The organism is Ruegeria sp. BJ3 (assembly GCF_056535665.1).
Map to the genome: position 1 here is coordinate 484,187 of NZ_JBQFIT010000001.1, position 15,244 is coordinate 499,430.

At 62.1% G+C, this 15,244-nt stretch carries 14 protein-coding genes; 10 read left to right on the forward strand and 4 right to left on the reverse strand.

Features of this window, described 5'->3' with window-relative positions:
* Position 1 precedes the first annotated feature (1 nt).
* The 3 genes from ACR3EL_RS02445 to ACR3EL_RS02455 are packed head-to-tail and all read left to right on the forward strand — an operon-like array spanning position 2 to position 3,777.
* Positions 2-1,096 (forward strand): microcin C ABC transporter permease YejB, encoded by a 1,095-nt coding sequence (locus tag ACR3EL_RS02445; RefSeq protein ID WP_170341405.1) that lies wholly within the window; start codon positions 2-4, stop codon positions 1,094-1,096.
* The gene (locus tag ACR3EL_RS02450; RefSeq protein ID WP_170341407.1) at positions 1,097-2,203 is read left to right on the forward strand and encodes an ABC transporter permease; all 1,107 of its coding nucleotides are present in this window, start codon (positions 1,097-1,099) and stop codon (positions 2,201-2,203) included.
* Positions 2,200-3,777, forward strand: a complete 1,578-nt coding sequence (locus ACR3EL_RS02455) for an ABC transporter ATP-binding protein (protein ID WP_170341409.1) — start codon at positions 2,200-2,202, stop codon at positions 3,775-3,777. The genes ACR3EL_RS02450 and ACR3EL_RS02455 overlap by 4 nt, the downstream gene beginning before the upstream one ends.
* On the opposite strand, the gene ACR3EL_RS02460 is transcribed toward ACR3EL_RS02455, so the two are convergent.
* On the reverse strand, positions 3,774-5,702 hold the full coding sequence (locus tag ACR3EL_RS02460; protein ID WP_170341412.1) for an elongation factor G: 1,929 nt from the start codon (positions 5,700-5,702) through the stop codon (positions 3,774-3,776). The genes ACR3EL_RS02455 and ACR3EL_RS02460 overlap by 4 nt on opposite strands.
* A 212-nt stretch (positions 5,703-5,914) precedes the next feature.
* Positions 5,915-7,270 carry an oxygen-independent coproporphyrinogen III oxidase gene (hemN, locus tag ACR3EL_RS02465; RefSeq protein WP_170341414.1) on the reverse strand — a complete coding sequence of 452 codons (1,356 nt, stop codon included), beginning with the start codon at positions 7,268-7,270 and terminating at the stop codon, positions 5,915-5,917.
* A 61-nt stretch (positions 7,271-7,331) separates the two neighbouring features.
* On the opposite strand from hemN, the gene fnrL reads away from it, so the two are divergent.
* Positions 7,332-8,075 carry a transcriptional regulator FnrL gene (fnrL, locus tag ACR3EL_RS02470; protein WP_170341416.1) on the forward strand — a complete coding sequence of 248 codons (744 nt, stop codon included), beginning with the start codon at positions 7,332-7,334 and terminating at the stop codon, positions 8,073-8,075.
* Here the strand turns inward: fnrL and ACR3EL_RS02475 are convergent.
* Positions 8,072-8,944 (reverse strand): LysR family transcriptional regulator, encoded by an 873-nt coding sequence (locus ACR3EL_RS02475; RefSeq protein ID WP_170341418.1) that lies wholly within the window; start codon positions 8,942-8,944, stop codon positions 8,072-8,074. The genes fnrL and ACR3EL_RS02475 overlap by 4 nt on opposite strands.
* A gap of 98 nt (positions 8,945-9,042) precedes the next feature.
* On the opposite strand from ACR3EL_RS02475, the gene ACR3EL_RS02480 reads away from it, so the two are divergent.
* Together ACR3EL_RS02480 and ACR3EL_RS02485 are read left to right on the forward strand one after the other, a co-directional pair.
* Positions 9,043-10,365, forward strand: a complete 1,323-nt coding sequence (locus ACR3EL_RS02480) for a serine hydroxymethyltransferase (RefSeq protein ID WP_170341420.1) — start codon at positions 9,043-9,045, stop codon at positions 10,363-10,365.
* Positions 10,366-10,423: 58 nt separating this feature from the next.
* Complete coding sequence (locus tag ACR3EL_RS02485) at positions 10,424-10,678, forward strand: GlsB/YeaQ/YmgE family stress response membrane protein (RefSeq protein ID WP_093964328.1); 255 nt, start codon at positions 10,424-10,426, stop codon at positions 10,676-10,678.
* Positions 10,679-10,729: 51 nt separating this feature from the next.
* Here the strand turns inward: ACR3EL_RS02485 and ACR3EL_RS02490 are convergent, their stop codons facing one another.
* Entirely contained in the window at positions 10,730-11,569 is an 840-nt protein-coding gene (locus tag ACR3EL_RS02490; protein ID WP_170341422.1) for a universal stress protein, read from the reverse strand.
* Positions 11,570-11,765: 196 nt separating this feature from the next.
* Here ACR3EL_RS02490 and ccoN point away from each other — a divergent pair, with 196 nt between their 5' ends.
* The 4 genes from ccoN to ccoP are packed head-to-tail and all read left to right on the forward strand — an operon-like array spanning position 11,766 to position 15,173.
* Positions 11,766-13,373, forward strand: coding sequence for a cytochrome-c oxidase, cbb3-type subunit I (ccoN, locus tag ACR3EL_RS02495; protein WP_093964421.1), 1,608 nt, complete (start codon positions 11,766-11,768; stop codon positions 13,371-13,373).
* Between the two features lie 14 nt (positions 13,374-13,387).
* On the forward strand, positions 13,388-14,116 hold the full coding sequence (ccoO, locus tag ACR3EL_RS02500) for a cytochrome-c oxidase, cbb3-type subunit II (RefSeq protein WP_093964330.1): 729 nt from the start codon (positions 13,388-13,390) through the stop codon (positions 14,114-14,116).
* A gap of 11 nt (positions 14,117-14,127) precedes the next feature.
* The gene (locus ACR3EL_RS02505; RefSeq protein WP_093964331.1) at positions 14,128-14,313 is read left to right on the forward strand and encodes a cbb3-type cytochrome c oxidase subunit 3; all 186 of its coding nucleotides are present in this window, start codon (positions 14,128-14,130) and stop codon (positions 14,311-14,313) included.
* Positions 14,310-15,173, forward strand: coding sequence for a cytochrome-c oxidase, cbb3-type subunit III (ccoP, locus tag ACR3EL_RS02510; RefSeq protein WP_170342399.1), 864 nt, complete (start codon positions 14,310-14,312; stop codon positions 15,171-15,173). Before ACR3EL_RS02505 ends, ccoP begins: the two co-directional genes overlap by 4 nt.
* Positions 15,174-15,244 lie beyond the last annotated feature (71 nt).

Genomic DNA, 15,244 nt, shown 5'->3' on the forward strand with positions numbered 1-15,244 from the left:
CATGGGCGCATATATTCTTCGACGCCTGTTGCTGGTCATTCCGACCCTTCTGGGCATCATGATCGTCAACTTCACGCTGGTGCAGTTCGTGCCCGGCGGTCCGGTCGAGCAGATCATCGCCCAGATCGAAGGGCAGGGCGATGTATTCGCGGGTTTTGCGGGGTCCGGTGACGCGGGTGCCGGGGCCGAACCCGGCGGTGGCGTTTTCGATGACAAATACGTGGGCGCCCGCGGCCTACCGCCGGAATTCATCGCCGAACTGGAGAAAGAATTCGGCTTCGACAAACCGCCGGTCGAGCGGTTCCTGAACATGATGGGCAACTATCTGACGCTGGATTTTGGCGAAAGCTACTTCCGCTCGGTCTCGGTGATCGACCTGGTGCTCGAGAAGATGCCGGTCTCGATCTCGCTGGGCCTGTGGTCGACGCTGATCGCCTATCTGGTCTCGATCCCGCTGGGCATCCGAAAGGCGGTCAAGGATGGTTCACGCTTTGACACATGGACCAGCGCGACCATCATCGTGGCCTATGCGATTCCCGGCTTCCTGTTTGCGATCCTGCTGCTGGTGCTGTTTGCGGGCGGCTCCTACTGGCAGATCTTCCCGCTGCGCGGGCTGACCTCGGACAATTGGGAAGACCTCAGCCTGCTGGGCAAAGTGGCCGACTACTTCTGGCACATCGCCCTGCCGACCATCGCACTTACGATTTCCGCGTTTGCCACGCTGACGCTACTGACCAAGAATTCGTTTCTGGACGAGATCAAAAAGCAATACGTCATGACCGCTCGCGCCAAGGGGCTGAGCGAGCAGCGCGTTTTGTACGGCCACGTATTCCGCAACGCGATGCTGATCGTGATCGCCGGCTTCCCGGCGGTGTTCATCGGCGTGTTCTTCGGCGGGTCGATCATCATCGAGACGATCTTCTCGCTGGATGGCCTCGGTCGTCTGGGCTTTGAGGCCGCAGTGGCGCGCGATTATCCGGTGATCTTCGGGACGCTGTTCATTTTCGGTCTGCTCGGTCTGGTCGTCGGCATCATCAGCGACCTGATGTATGTGCTGGTCGATCCGCGCATCGATTTCGAGAAACGCGAGGGGTAAATGGCACTTTCTCCTCTGAACCAACGTCGCTGGCGCAATTTCTGCCGCAACCGCCGGGCCTTCTGGTCGCTGATCATCTTTTCGGTGCTGTTCGGTCTGTCGCTGTTCGCGGAATTCATCGCCAATGACAAACCGATCCTTGTGAAGTATCGGGGCGAGTTCTATACGCCCATCTTCAACTTCTACGCCGAGACCGAGTTCGGCGGCGACTTCCAGACCGAGGCGATCTACCGCGACCCCGAGGTCCGCTGCCTGATCGACAGCGGCGGGCTGGAAGACTGTTTCGATGACCCCGAAGGCATCATCGAGCAAATCAAGGCGGGAACGTTCCAAGCCGAGGGTTTCGAGCGTGGCTGGGCCATCTGGCCGCCGATCCCCTATTCCTACAACACCAGCGTCGACCGTCCCGGAGCCGCGCCCCTGCCGCCCAACGGGCAGAACCTGCTGGGCACCGATGACACCAAGCGCGACGTGCTGGCGCGCGTCATCTATGGCTTCCGCCTGTCGATCCTGTTCACCCTGATCGTCACCGGCGCGGCCAGCCTGATCGGCATATTCGCCGGCGCGTTGCAGGGCTTTTTCGGCGGCTGGCTGGATCTGATCTTCCAGCGCATCATCGAGATCTGGTCATCCACCCCGTCGCTTTACGTCATCATCATCATGTTCGCGGTGCTGGGGCGCAGTTTCTGGCTGCTGGTGATCCTGATGGTGTTGTTTTCCTGGACAGGCCTGGTGGGCGTGGTGCGGGCCGAGTTCCTGCGCGCCCGCAACCTGGAATATGTGCGCGCGGCCAAGGCGCTGGGCGTGGGCAACCTGACCATCATGTTCCGCCACATGCTGCCCAACGCGATGGTGGCCACGCTGACCTTCATGCCGTTCATCGTGACCGGCACGATCGGCGGGCTGGCCAGCCTCGATTTCCTGGGCTTTGGCCTGCCGTCCTCGGCACCCTCGCTGGGTGAACTGACCCTGCAGGCCAAGCAGAACCTGCAGGCGCCGTGGCTGGCCTTCACCGCCTTTTTCACCTTTGCCATCATGCTGTCGCTGCTGGTCTTCATCTTCGAAGGCGTGCGTGACGCGTTCGACCCGCGAAAGACCTTCTCATGAGCTTGCTGGATGTCAAAAACCTGAAGGTCTCGTTTCGTCAGGACGGGCAGGTGACCACCGCGGTTCGGGGCGTGTCGTTCCATGTCGATCGCGGGGAAACCGTTGCGCTGGTGGGCGAGTCCGGGTCGGGCAAATCGGTCACCGCGCTGTCCACCGTGTCGCTGCTGGGCGACAGCGCGATCGTCGAAGGGTCGGTCACCTATGACGGGCAGGAGATGATCGGCGCATCCGAGCAGCGTCTGATGGAGGTGCGCGGCAACGACATCAGCTTTATCTTTCAGGAGCCGATGACCTCGTTGAACCCGCTGCACACGATCCAGAAGCAGATGGCGGAATCGCTGGCCCTGCACCAGGGGCTGACGGGCGACGCGGCGCGGGCCCGGATCGTCGAATTGTTGAACAAGGTCGGCATCCGCGACCCCGAGGAACGGCTGGACGCCTATCCTCATCAGCTGTCCGGCGGACAGCGGCAGCGGGTGATGATCGCCATGGCGCTGGCCAATCAGCCCGACATCCTGATCGCGGATGAGCCGACCACCGCGCTGGACGTGACCATTCAGGCGCAGATCCTCGAACTGCTGGCCGAGCTGCAGAAATCGGAAAACATGGGGATGCTGTTCATCACCCATGATCTGGGCATCGTGAGGCGCATCGCTGACCGGGTCTGCGTGATGAAGGATGGCGAGATCGTCGAGACCGGCCCTGTGGCCGAGATCTTCGACAACCCTCAGCATCCCTATACGCGCAAGCTGCTGGCGGCCGAACCCACGGGCATACCCGACCCGATCGACCCCGCGGCCGAAGAAGTGGCCCGGACCGAGCATCTGAAGGTCTGGTTCCCGATCCAGCGCGGGTTCCTGAAGCGCACGGTCGGCTATGTGAAGGCCGTGAACGACGCTACGCTCAGCGTGCGGGCGGGCGAAACCGTTGGGATCGTGGGCGAAAGCGGCTCGGGCAAGACCACGCTGGCGCTGGCGATCATGCGGCTGATCGCCTCCGAGGGCGGGATCACCTTCCGCGGGCAGGATGTGCGCCGCTGGTCCACGCGTGAACTGCGCCGCCTGCGCAAGGACATGCAGATCGTGTTTCAGGACCCGTTCGGCAGCCTCAGCCCGCGTATGACCTGCCAGCAGATCATTGCCGAGGGTCTGGCGATCCACAAGGTTGATCCGCACCGCGCCCCGCGCGAGCTGGTGGCCGAGGTGATGACCGAGGTGGGCCTGGACCCGGCGGCCATGGACCGCTACCCGCACGAGTTTTCGGGCGGGCAACGCCAGCGCATCGCGATTGCCCGCGCCATGGTGCTGCGGCCCAAGCTGTTGGTTTTGGATGAACCTACCAGTGCGTTGGACATGACGGTGCAGGTGCAGATCGTCGAACTGCTGCGCGACCTGCAGAAGAAATACGGGCTGGCCTACCTGTTCATCAGTCACGACCTGAAGGTGGTGCGGGCGATGTCACACAAGGTGATCGTCATGCGCAACGGAGACGTGGTCGAGATGGGCGCTGCCGAAGACCTCTTCGTCAACGCCCAGGATGACTATACCCGCGAACTGATCGCAGCGGCGGGCTAGGCGTTGGCCGCTTCGCGCGCCGCCGATTTCGGCACCGGGCCGCGAAGCTCTTCATAGTGGTCGAATTGCAGCTTGACCCAGCCGGTCCCGCGCGTGGCGCTGGCCAGCGTGCGGTGCAGCTCGTCCTCGGCCACGGCGGGCAGTTTGGCGTTGAAGATTTCCCAGCCCGGCGCGTTCGGGTTGCCCTCGAACCCCAGGACCTGCCCCTGAAGCGAACTGATCGTGGGTACCAGATCGCCCACGAAGGCCGACGGAACATGGATCTCGGCGTTCAGGATCGGCTGCAACACGACGGGTTTGGCCTGGGGCAAGGCCTCGCGCACGGCGTTTTTGCCGGCCGTCCGGAAGGCAAAATCGGAACTGTCCACGTTGTGATGCTTGCCGTCATGCAGCGTGACCTTCACATCCACCACGGGAAAACCCTCGGGGCCCTGCGCCAATGCATCGACCGCGCCTTGTTCGACTGAGGGGATATAGTTCTTGGGCACCGCCCCGCCCTTGACCACCTCGTCGAACTGAAAGCCAGATCCGCGCGGTAGCGGCGCGACCGAGATCACCACGTCTGCGAACTGCCCCGCGCCGCCGGATTGCTTGCGGTGGCGGTGCCGGTGTTCGACGGTGGCGCGGATGGTCTCGCGATAGGCAGTCTCGACCGGAGAGGTTTCGATCTCGATCCCGAAATCCTCGGCCAGCTTGGCGACCACCCGACGCATATGCTGCGGGCCTTGCGAGCCCAGAACGGCGTGGCCGCTCAGCTCGTCCTGTTCCAGCGTCAGGCCCGGGTCGATCTCGACCAGCCGGGACAGCGCGTTGGACAGGCGCACGTCGTCGCGTTCATGGGCCGGCGACACCACCTGCCGATAGGCGACCGGATGCGCCTTGGCCCAATCCGGCAGCGGCGTGGAGCCGCTGCTGTCATAGATATTGCCGGGGTTGAGGTGATCGGATTTCACCGCCAGCCCGATCTCGCCGGCCTTCAGCCCGTCGATCTGGGTTTTGGCGTCCAGCGCGGTCAGGTTGCCAACGGTTTCGCCGCCCAGCGGGTCATGCGCCTTGATCCCGTCGCCCAGCCCCCGCAGGACGATGATCTTGCCGATGTGCTTCTTGACGTCGGCAAACCCGGCGATGGCGCGGGCGGCCTCGGGCGCCGCGTCCCGGTCGGCGGCGATGTCGAACTCGGGCGCCTCGTGCCGCAGGGCCTTCATCAGGCGGGTCAGCCCGTTGCCATGGCTGGCCGCGCCCAGGCAGGCCGGGATCAGCTGGTGGTTCTGCAACACCTGCGCTGCCAAGTCATAGATCTCGGCGCTAGGCGGCTGTTTGTCCTCGATCAGCTGCTCGAGCAAGTTGTCGTCGAAATCCGACAGGGTTTCGAGCAGTTCGGTGCGGGCTTCGGCCTCGCGATCCGCAACCGATTGCGGCAGTTCGATCAGCGCCGAGGGCTGACCTTCCTGATATTTCCACGCGCGCTCCGAAATCAGGTCGACGGCCCCGATGATGGTTTCGCCTTCACGGATCGGAACCTGCCGCAAGGTGATGTGATGGCTGCAATAGGTCTGCAGCGCGGCGATGATGTCGCGGATGCGGCCGTTGGGGTTGTCCATCCGGTTGATAAACAGAAAGCAGGGAATGCCCGCCTCCTCGACCAGCCGCAGATAGGGGGCGCATAAAACCGCCGCGTCCGGATCCGGCGGGACCACGACCACCGCCGCGTCGGAAATGGCCATGGCGGGCCCGGCATAGGCCAGCGCATCGCCCCCGCCATCCACGTCGATCGCGCACCACGGTTCGTCCAGATAAGAAAAACCGTGCAGATGCACGGTTCCGGATAGGTCGAATGTGGTGGGCCGGCCATCAAGGCGACTGATGGCCTCGACCAGTGTTGTCTTGCCCGATTGGCTGGGGCCGAGGACGGTGAAAACGCGCATGGGTGTAGTCCCTTCGTCAAGTTGCAGAGTGGCTGCACGAAAGGACCTGTCGGACGCGGATGCGCCGGCGAGTTTTGTCTGAATGATGGCCTGCCTCGGCGTCGGGCGGCCTGCCGCCCGTCTTCCGAGTGTGGGGAAAACCCACCGCGCGCGTCAACCCCCCGCTTTTTAGCATTGTGGCGACTGGCCGGCATGCGGCCTGCCGCCTGTCGTTAGATCGCCGAGCTGTGGCCCGCCTTGCTCAGGTCATAGGCGTCGAAGGTGCGGGCGATCATCCGGGTCAAGGCACGCGCTTCGGGCGGGATGAACAGCCCGTCATCGGTGACTTGCAACAGCCCGTCGAAGGTGTCATTGGCGCGCTGGTACATCGCCGTCAGCTCGGCCGCCGAGATGTCGTGGTCGCGCAGGATCTCGGCCGTGTCGATGCGGAAGTCGCACATCAGGGCCTCGATCAAACGGGCACGCAGAATGTCCTGATCCTTGAACAGATGCCCGCGCGAGGTCGAGAACCGGCCATCGCGTACCGCTTTGGTATGGGCCGACGTGGCTGGCGCGTTCTGCGCATAGCCCTGCGGGAAGCGCGAGATCGAGCTGGCGCCGACGCCGATCAGAACCTCGGCCTGGTCGTCGGTGTAGCCCTGGAAGTTCCGCTTGAGCCGCCCGGCTTTCAGTGCATGGGTCAGCCCGTCATCCTTGGTGGCGAAATGGTCGATGCCGATTTCTTTGTAATTGTCCCACAGGAACAGACGGCGGGCGGTATAGAACAGATCAAGCCGCTGTTCCGGCGTCGGCAGGGCGTCGGACGGGATCAGCTGCTGGCGTTTCGCCATCCACGGCACATGCGCGTAGCCATACAGGGCCACCCGGTCGGGGTTGAGCGACAGCAGCTTTTGCACGCTTTCGGTCATCCGCGCCTTGGTCTGGTGTGGCAGTCCATACAGGATGTCAGCGTTCAGGCTGGGCACGCCGCGCTCGCGGATCATGTCGATCGCCTCGCGGGTGGTGTCATAGCTCTGGATGCGCCCGATAGTCTTCTGGATCTCGTCATCGAAATCCTGAACCCCGATCGAGGCGCGGTTCATCCCGGCTTCGGCCAGCGCATCCAACCGGGCGGCATCCACCTCGTTGGGGTCGATCTCGACCGAGAATTCCGCGTTGTGTCCCAGTGGGACGATGCCCAGAATATGCGCGGCCAGTTCGCGCATCAGGTCGGGGTTCAGCAGCGTGGGCGTGCCCCCGCCCCAATGCAGGCGCGACAGGGTCACCCCGCTGGGCAGGCGCGCGGCCAGCAGGTCCAACTCGGCCTTGAGGACATCGACATAGGCGATGACCGGGTTGTCGGTCTGGGTGCCCTGGGTGCGGCAGGCGCAGAACCAGCACAGCCGGCGGCAGAACGGCACATGGACATAGAGCGAGATCGAACTGCCCGGCCGGATGGCGGAAATCCAGTCGCCAAACATGTCGGGCCCCACGTCATTGCTGAAGTGGGGGGCGGTCGGATAGCTGGTATAACGCGGTACCTTCGCGTCAAAAAGTCCGAGCTTTGCCAATTGAGGTTTTACTATCATGACGACACCGGTATAGGCTCGACGACCAGAAAACCTTGACCGAGATCAAGTGGACGCGCGCATGACTCTGAATACCCTCGTTGACCACTCCAATTGCGAAGACTGCCCAATTCGGCATCGAGCCGTCTGCGCGCGCTGCGATGCGGACGAGTTGGTCGCTTTGGAAGAGATCAAGTATTACCGCAGCTTCGAGGCCGGTCAGACGATCATCTGGTCGGGCGATCAAATGAATTTCGTCGGCTCGGTCGTGTCCGGGATCGCGTCTCTGACCCAAACCATGGAGGACGGGCGCACCCAGATGGTGGGCCTGCTGCTGCCCAGCGACTTCGTAGGGCGGCCGGGGCGCGACTCGGCGCCTTATGACGTGCAAGCCACCACCGACGTGGTCATGTGCTGTTTCCGCAAGAAACCGTTCGAGGACCTCATGGGCCGCACGCCGCATATTGCCCACCGCTTGTTGCAGATGACGTTGGACGAGTTGGACGCGGCGCGTGAATGGATGCTGGTTCTTGGCCGCAAGACCGCGCGCGAGAAGATTGCCAGCCTGCTGTCGATCATCGCGCGCCGCGATGCGTCTGCCAGCCAGAAGGGTTCATCCGGCCCAATCGTCTTCGACCTGCCGCTGACCCGCGAGGCGATGGCCGACTACCTTGGTCTGACGCTCGAAACCGTCAGCCGTCAGATATCTGCGCTGAAAAAGGATGAAGTGATCCTGCTGCAGGGCAAGCGCCACGTGACCGTTCCAGATATCGGCCGCCTGATGGAAGAGGCCGGGGATGATTCGGACGGCGGGTTTCTGGTCTAAGCGGTTTTTCTGAGCCACTCGACAACGCGCCCAACCGGTGTCTGCGACCGGACCGCACGTGGCGACCACAGCTTGAGCCTGTCGGGAAGAGTGACCACCGTTTCGAACGGAGCCACCAGTCGATCGCTGTCCAGATGCGGCTGGACCAGCGCCCTGTGTCCCATCAACACTCCCGCACCGTTCAGCGCTTCTTCGACTGCCAGCGCGTACAAAGAGAAGACCGGCCCGCGGGGTGTGAACGCCCATCCGGGTCGCGCCGCGGCCACCCAGGTTTGCCAATCGTCGAACCAGGTAGAGTCGGACAGGCAGGTCACATTCGCCAGGTCCTCGGGCGTAGTCAGGCGATGCGCCAAGGCCGGCGCGCAAACCGGAAAGATGGCGTCTTCGGCGATGGGGTCCCCCAAGTCTCCGCCAAAAAACAGGTAGATGTCGAAGGGCGCGCGCTTGAGGTTGGGCGGGGTTTCCTCGGCCGTGAGCGAAACTTCGATTTCCGGCTCTGCGGCTCGAAGTTCGGGCAACCTTGGCGACAGCCATAGCTGTGCAATCGAGGGTAGCGTCACGATATGCACCACCTGCGGCTGTGCCTGGGCGCGCATGGTCAACGTGGCTTGTCCCAAGGTGTCGAAGGCCTTGGTCAGGTCCGGCAACGCCTTGTGCCCCAGCGCGGTCAGGGCAACGCCTCTCGCGGTGCGCTCGAACAGGGGCGCACCCAGTTCGTCTTCCAACGTTTTGACATGGGCTGATATCGCCCCTGCGCTGACGCCAAGTTCCGTAGCCGCCGCCGAGAACCCGCCCAGGCGGGCAGCGGCCTCAAACGCCCGCAGCGCGTTCAAAGGTAGGGGCTTGGGGCGCGGTGGAGCAACGGGCATGGATTTAGGCTCAATTTTTCTGACCCTAATTTTTCGCAAAACTGATTTGCGCGCAAGTCAGGATCTTTGCATCGTTGGCCGCAAAGACGGAGGATCAGATGCAGCACCTTGCTCACCGTGCCTGGGTTCCGGGCGACTGCGAAAACCTTGTTCAGACCATCGCCCGGCAAGTTGCCGACAGCAGCTCGGAGGCGATTGAGGCCCGGATCGACGCGCTGATCGCGCGAAACTCGGATATTCATGATGCCGAGTGTTTCAATCTGAACCCGGCGACGAATGTCATGAATCCAAGGGCTGAAGCTGCACTCGCCGCGGGTCTGGGCAGTCGTCCATCTTTGGGCTATCCGGGCGACAAATACGAGATGGGGCTTGAGGCCATCGAGGAGATCGAGGTGATCGCGGCCGAGCTTGCGGCCCGCGTGTTCAACGCGCGATACGCCGAAATCCGGGTGGCATCCGGCGCCTTGGCCAATCTGTATGGCTTCATGGCTCTGACACGGCCCGGCGATACGATCATCGCGCCGCCGGCAGCGATCGGCGGGCACGTGACCCACCATGAGGGTGGCTGCGCAGGGCTTTATGGGCTGCAAACGATCAATGCACCAGTGGATGCGGACGGGTACAGTCTGGATCTGGCCGCGCTGAGCGACATGGCCAAAACGCACCGCCCCCGGTTGATCACCGTTGGTGGCTCGCTGAACCTGTTTCCGCATCCTGTGTCGGCCGTGCGCGAAATTGCCGACGAAATTGGGGCCAAGGTTCTGTTCGATGCGGCCCACCAATGCGGGATCATTGCCAGCGGGGCTTGGGCGAATCCGTTGGATGAAGGCGCGCATCTGATGACGATGAGCACCTACAAAAGCCTAGGCGGCCCTGCGGGTGGGCTGATCGTCACCAACGACGCCGAAATTGCCGAACGGCTGGACGCCATCGCCTTTCCCGGAATGACGGCCAATTTCGATGCCGCGAAATCGGCGGCTCTGGCAATTTCGTTGCTGGACTGGGTCGACTGCGGGCCGGCCTATGGGCAAGCGATGATCGATCTTGCGCAGGCAATTGCCAGCGAGATGGAAGATCAGGGATTGCCAGTGTTCAAGGGGGCTGGTGGCGTCACCACCTCGCACCAATTCGCGCTGAAGGCCGCCGACTATGGGGGCGGGCAGGCGGTGTCAAAACACCTGCGGCGGGCTGGGTTCCTGGCATGTGGTATCGGTTTGCCGATCGCCTCGGTTGCGGGTGACATGAACGGATTGCGGATCGGAACGCCCGAGTTGGTCCGGCGGGGAGTGACCCCCGAACATGCCGGAGACCTTGTGGCCCTGTTCGCCGAGGCACTGTCGGCGGATGATCCCGCATCGGTTGCGCCCAAGGTGCGGGATCTGCGATCCGGGTTCCAGGGGATGCACTACGTTCGTGCGTGACCCAACGGCCCGGCCGTGTTCTAATGCCTTTGCGTGAAACAATATTCAGGAGCAAGGCATGGAATTCAGTAGCCTATTGGCAATGCTGATCATCGGCGCGATCGCGGGCTGGTTGTCGGGCAGGATCATGAAGGGGCGCGGCTTTGGCGTGATCGGGAACATCATCGTCGGGATCGTTGGCGCTTTTCTCGCCGGAACGATTTTTCCCGCACTCGGGTTTTCCGTCGGCGGCGGTATGGTGTCGTCGATTTTCTTTGCAACGATCGGAGCCGTCATCCTTCTGTTCCTGATCGGTTTGGTCAAAAAGGTCTGACGAAATAACCGCCCCGTCTGGGGCGGTTATTTCTTTTGCCGTGCCCGCAGTTCAGTGGGCCAGGAAAACCGGAACCGAGGACTGTTCCAACATGTTCCGTGTCGCGCCACCCAGAATGGCCTCGCGGAACCGCGAGTGACCATAGGCGCCCATCACGATCATGTCGGCTTCGACGTCTGCGGCGTGACGGTTCAGAATGTCGGACACACGCGTCATCGTCTTGCTCAGCACGTCGATTTCGCATTTCACGCCATGGCGGGACAGCATTTGCGACAGCATACCGCCCGGGTCCGAGCGATCAGGGCCGTGACGCGGCGGGTCGATCACAACGATCCGGGTCAGTTCGGCCGCCCGCAGGAACGGCAGCGCGCGCCGAATGGCATTCATCGCCTCGACACTCTCATTCCAGCCGATCAGAACCGTCCGAGGGCTGGCGAATGGTTTCGCCTCATCCGGTACCACCAGAACCGGGGCGTGACCCTCGAACATGGCGGCCTCGATGATCGGTTCGGCCTCGGCGCCGCGATCTTTGCCATAGGGCTGGGGCAAAACGACAAGGTCCGAGAAACGGGCCCGGTGCGCGACGTGCCGACCCAAGTCGGCGATCTGCGCCACGCCGTTTTCAGCGGACCAGCGTACGCCTGACTTGCCCAGGAAATCCTCGGCAAAGGCAAGCACTTCATCGGCCTCGGCATTTGCGCGCTTCAAGGTCTCCTGAAGGATCAGGGCGTTTGCGCCCGCGTAGTAGTAGCCGGTCTGGCTACGGTCGACACCGAGGCACAGCGCTTCGGCATGGCCGTCCTGCGCTTCGGCCAAGGCGACCAACTGGGCCAGAGCCGGCTCGGCAAACTTGGTTTCCGTCATGACGGTGAGAAGAGATTTATAAGCCATTTCGACCTCGTGTTTCGGGTTCTGAAACCTGTGCGACCAGGTAACCCATTCATTTGCTTATGCCTGTCACAGTTTTCAGGCTATTGTCTTGATGCAGATCAAAGCAGCATTGGTTGTGCATGGATCATACAGCAACCAGTCAACGAAAGCTCCATGCGGCACAAGAATCGCCCGGAGCATGGCAAAGGGACGCAATATGTCGAATTACATCAAGCTGATCGCGCTTGGTCTGGTCGTGCTGTTCGCAGCGATCGGATCCAACTATGCGCGGGATTTGGCGTATCAGGTGCACGCGATACTGGTGATGCTCATCGCCGGTGGCCTGTTCATCTGGACGCTGCGAAATACGGATGAGCCGGATATTCTTGTCGATCGTTCGGGTGAGTACATGGATGGCGTGATCCGCTATGGCGTGATCGCAACCGCCTTTTGGGGTGTCGTAGGGTTCCTGGTGGGAACCTTCATCGCGTTCCAGCTGGCCTTTCCGGTGCTGAACTTCGAATGGGCGCAGGGGCTTCTGAACTTTGGCCGGTTGCGCCCGCTGCACACATCAGCGGTCATTTTCGCGTTCGGCGGCAACGCCCTGATCGCCACATCCTTCTACGTCGTGCAGCGCACAAGCGCCGCGCGTCTCTGGGGCGGAAACCTTGCCTGGTTCGTGTTCTGGGGCTATCAGCTGTTCATCGTTCTTGCCGCGACCGGCTATGTGCTGGGCGGGACCCAGTCCAAGGAATATGCCGAGCCTGAATGGTATGTGGACCTGTGGCTGACCATCGTCTGGGTGGCCTATCTGGCCGTGTTCCTGGGGACGATCGTCAAGCGGAAAGAGCCCCACATCTATGTGGCGAACTGGTTCTACCTGGCGTTCATCGTTACCGTCGCGATGCTGCACCTGGTCAACAACATGACCATTCCGGTCAGCATCTGGGGTTCGAAATCGGTCATCGTCTGGTCTGGTGTGCAGGATGCCATGATCCAGTGGTGGTATGGGCACAACGCCGTGGGCTTCTTCCTGACCGCGGGCTTCCTGGGCATGATGTATTACTTCATTCCCAAGCAGGCCGAACGCCCGGTCTTCAGCTACAAACTGTCGATCATCCACTTCTGGGCGCTGATCTTCCTGTATATCTGGGCTGGTCCGCACCACCTGCACTACACCGCGCTGCCTGACTGGGCCTCGACGCTGGGCATGGTGTTCTCGGTCGTGCTGTGGATGCCTTCGTGGGGTGGCATGATCAACGGCCTGATGACCCTGTCGGGCGCTTGGGACAAGCTGCGCACCGACCCGGTCATCCGCATGATGGTGATCTCGGTCGGCTTCTACGGCATGTCCACCTTCGAAGGTCCGATGATGTCGATCCGCGCGGTGAACTCGCTGTCGCACTACACTGACTGGACCATTGGTCACGTACATTCCGGCGCGCTGGGCTGGAACGGCATGATCACCTTTGGTGCGCTGTACTTCCTGGTGCCGGTTCTTTGGAAGCGCGAGCGTCTGTACTCGCTGCAGATGGTCAGCTGGCACTTCTGGCTCGCCACCATCGGCATCGTGCTCTACGCCGCGTCGATGTGGGTCACCGGTATCATGGAAGGCCTGATGTGGCGTGAAGTGGATGCCAACGGCTTCCTGGTGAACTCGTTCGCCGACACCGTTGCGGCCAAGTTCCCGATGTATGTGGTGCGTGCGCTGGGCGGTGTTCTGTTCGTCGCTGGTGCGCTGATCATGTGCTACAACCTGTGGATGACCGTCCGGCGGGCTCCGGCCAAAGAGGCCAGCCTGACCGTCGCGGTCCCGGCTGAATAAGGAGGGCCGGAGCAATGGCAATTCTCGACAAACACAAGATCCTCGAGACCAACGCGACCCTCCTGCTGATCTTCAGCTTCCTGGTCGTGACCATCGGTGGCATCGTTCAGATCACCCCGCTGTTCTACCTTGAGAACACAATCGAGAAGGTGGAGGGCATGCGCCCTTACACCCCTCTCGAGATGGCGGGGCGTGAGATCTACATCCGCGAAGGCTGCTATGTCTGCCACAGTCAGATGATCCGCCCGATGCGGGACGAGGTCGAGCGCTATGGCCACTACTCGCTGGCGGCCGAGTCGATGTACGACCACCCGTTCCAGTGGGGGTCCAAACGCACCGGGCCTGATCTGGCCCGTGTGGGTGGCCGCTACTCGGATCAATGGCACGTGGACCATCTGCGTGATCCGCAATCGGTGGTGCCGGAGTCCGTGATGCCGAAATACGGCTTTCTGGAAAACCGCAAGATCGACGGCCGGTATATCGGTGACATCATGGCCACCAATGCGGTTTTGGGCACGCCTTACACAGACGAGATGCTGGAAAACGCAGTTGCCGATTTCCGGGCGCAGGCCGATCCGGACAGCGACTATGACGGGCTGCTGGAGCGTTACGGCGAAAACGTCAACGTGCGCAACTTCGATGGTCAGCCGGAACTGACCGAAGCCGATGCGTTGGTTGCATATCTGCAGATGCTGGGAACGCTGGTCGACTTCTCGACCTTCACCCCGGATGCAAGCCGCTAAAGGAGGGTGTGATGGAAGAATACACGATCCTGAGGCAATTCGCGGATAGCTGGATGCTGCTGCTGTTGTTCGCCTTCTTTGTCGGCATCGTCATCTGGGTGTTCCGCCCCGGTGCCAGCAAGGAATACAAGGACACCGCAAACATCCCGTTCCGGCATCAAGACAAACCCGCCACATCCGAGGAGGCGCGGAAATGAGCAAGACACCTGAAAAACAGCCGGGTGATCCCAAGACGACCGGTCACAGCTGGGATGGCATCGAGGAATTCGACAATCCGATGCCGCGCTGGTGGTTGTGGACCTTCTACGCGACCATCTTCTGGGGTGTGATCTACACGATCATGTATCCGGCGTGGCCGCTGGTGCAATCTGCAACCGCCGGTGTGCTTGGCTGGTCCTCGCGCGAGCTGGTGCAGAAGGAGATGGTTTCGTTCGAAGAGGCCAACGCTCCGTGGAACGCCAAGCTGGTCGAGACACCGCTGGATGATATCGCCAAGGATGCCGAGCTGCAGCAATATGCGGTCAACGCCGGTGGCGCCGTGTTCCGCACCTGGTGCGCTCAGTGCCACGGTTCGGGCGCGCAGGGCGCAAAGGGTTTCCCGAACCTTCTGGACGACGCCTGGCTGTGGGGCGGCACCTTGGATGACATCGTCACAACGGTCAGCTACGGCATTCGCAACGAAGAAAGCGACGACGCGCGCTACTCCGAAATGCCGGCGTTCGGCGAGATCCTCGAGCCCGAGGAAATCACCCAGGTCGTGCAATATGTGATGTCGCTGACCAACGCCCAAACCGACGATGCTGCGGCGCAGGCGGGCAAGGTTGTCTACGAGGACAATTGCGCAGCCTGTCACGGTGAAGACGGCAAGGGCGATATTGCGCAGGGCGCACCGAACCTGACGGATGCGATCTGGCTGTATGGCGGCGATGAGAAAACGCTGACCGAAACGGTGACCTACAGCCGGTTTGGCGTCATGCCCCCCTGGGACACGCGTCTGACCGAGGCGCAGATCCGCGCCGTGTCGGCCTATGTCCACCAGTTGGGTGGCGGTCAATAAGATCCGAGAACACCTTCGGGCGGCGTGCCGCCCGAAGGCCCAGGTGCCGGCTGTTCCATCTGTTCGCGCGT

Bases quoted from the DNA above. Each gene is read 5' to 3' on its own strand.
- ccoN (WP_093964421.1), top strand. From the start codon at position 11,766: ATGTCGAATTACATCAAGCTGATCGCGCTTGGTCTGGTCGTGCTGTTC.
- ACR3EL_RS02480 (WP_170341420.1), top strand. From the start codon at position 9,043: ATGCAGCACCTTGCTCACCGTGCCTGGGTTCCGGGCGACTGCGAAAAC.
- ccoO (WP_093964330.1), top strand. From the start codon at position 13,388: ATGGCAATTCTCGACAAACACAAGATCCTCGAGACCAACGCGACCCTC.
- ACR3EL_RS02475 (WP_170341418.1), bottom strand. From the start codon at position 8,944: ATGCCCGTTGCTCCACCGCGCCCCAAGCCCCTACCTTTGAACGCGCTG.
- ACR3EL_RS02485 (WP_093964328.1), top strand. From the start codon at position 10,424: ATGGAATTCAGTAGCCTATTGGCAATGCTGATCATCGGCGCGATCGCG.
- ACR3EL_RS02490 (WP_170341422.1), bottom strand. From the start codon at position 11,569: ATGGCTTATAAATCTCTTCTCACCGTCATGACGGAAACCAAGTTTGCC.
- ACR3EL_RS02445 (WP_170341405.1), top strand. From the start codon at position 2: ATGGGCGCATATATTCTTCGACGCCTGTTGCTGGTCATTCCGACCCTT.
- hemN (WP_170341414.1), bottom strand. From the start codon at position 7,270: ATGATAGTAAAACCTCAATTGGCAAAGCTCGGACTTTTTGACGCGAAG.
- ACR3EL_RS02460 (WP_170341412.1), bottom strand. From the start codon at position 5,702: ATGCGCGTTTTCACCGTCCTCGGCCCCAGCCAATCGGGCAAGACAACA.
- ccoP (WP_170342399.1), top strand. From the start codon at position 14,310: ATGAGCAAGACACCTGAAAAACAGCCGGGTGATCCCAAGACGACCGGT.
- ACR3EL_RS02450 (WP_170341407.1), top strand. From the start codon at position 1,097: ATGGCACTTTCTCCTCTGAACCAACGTCGCTGGCGCAATTTCTGCCGC.
- ACR3EL_RS02505 (WP_093964331.1), top strand. From the start codon at position 14,128: ATGGAAGAATACACGATCCTGAGGCAATTCGCGGATAGCTGGATGCTG.
- ACR3EL_RS02455 (WP_170341409.1), top strand. From the start codon at position 2,200: ATGAGCTTGCTGGATGTCAAAAACCTGAAGGTCTCGTTTCGTCAGGAC.
- fnrL (WP_170341416.1), top strand. From the start codon at position 7,332: ATGACTCTGAATACCCTCGTTGACCACTCCAATTGCGAAGACTGCCCA.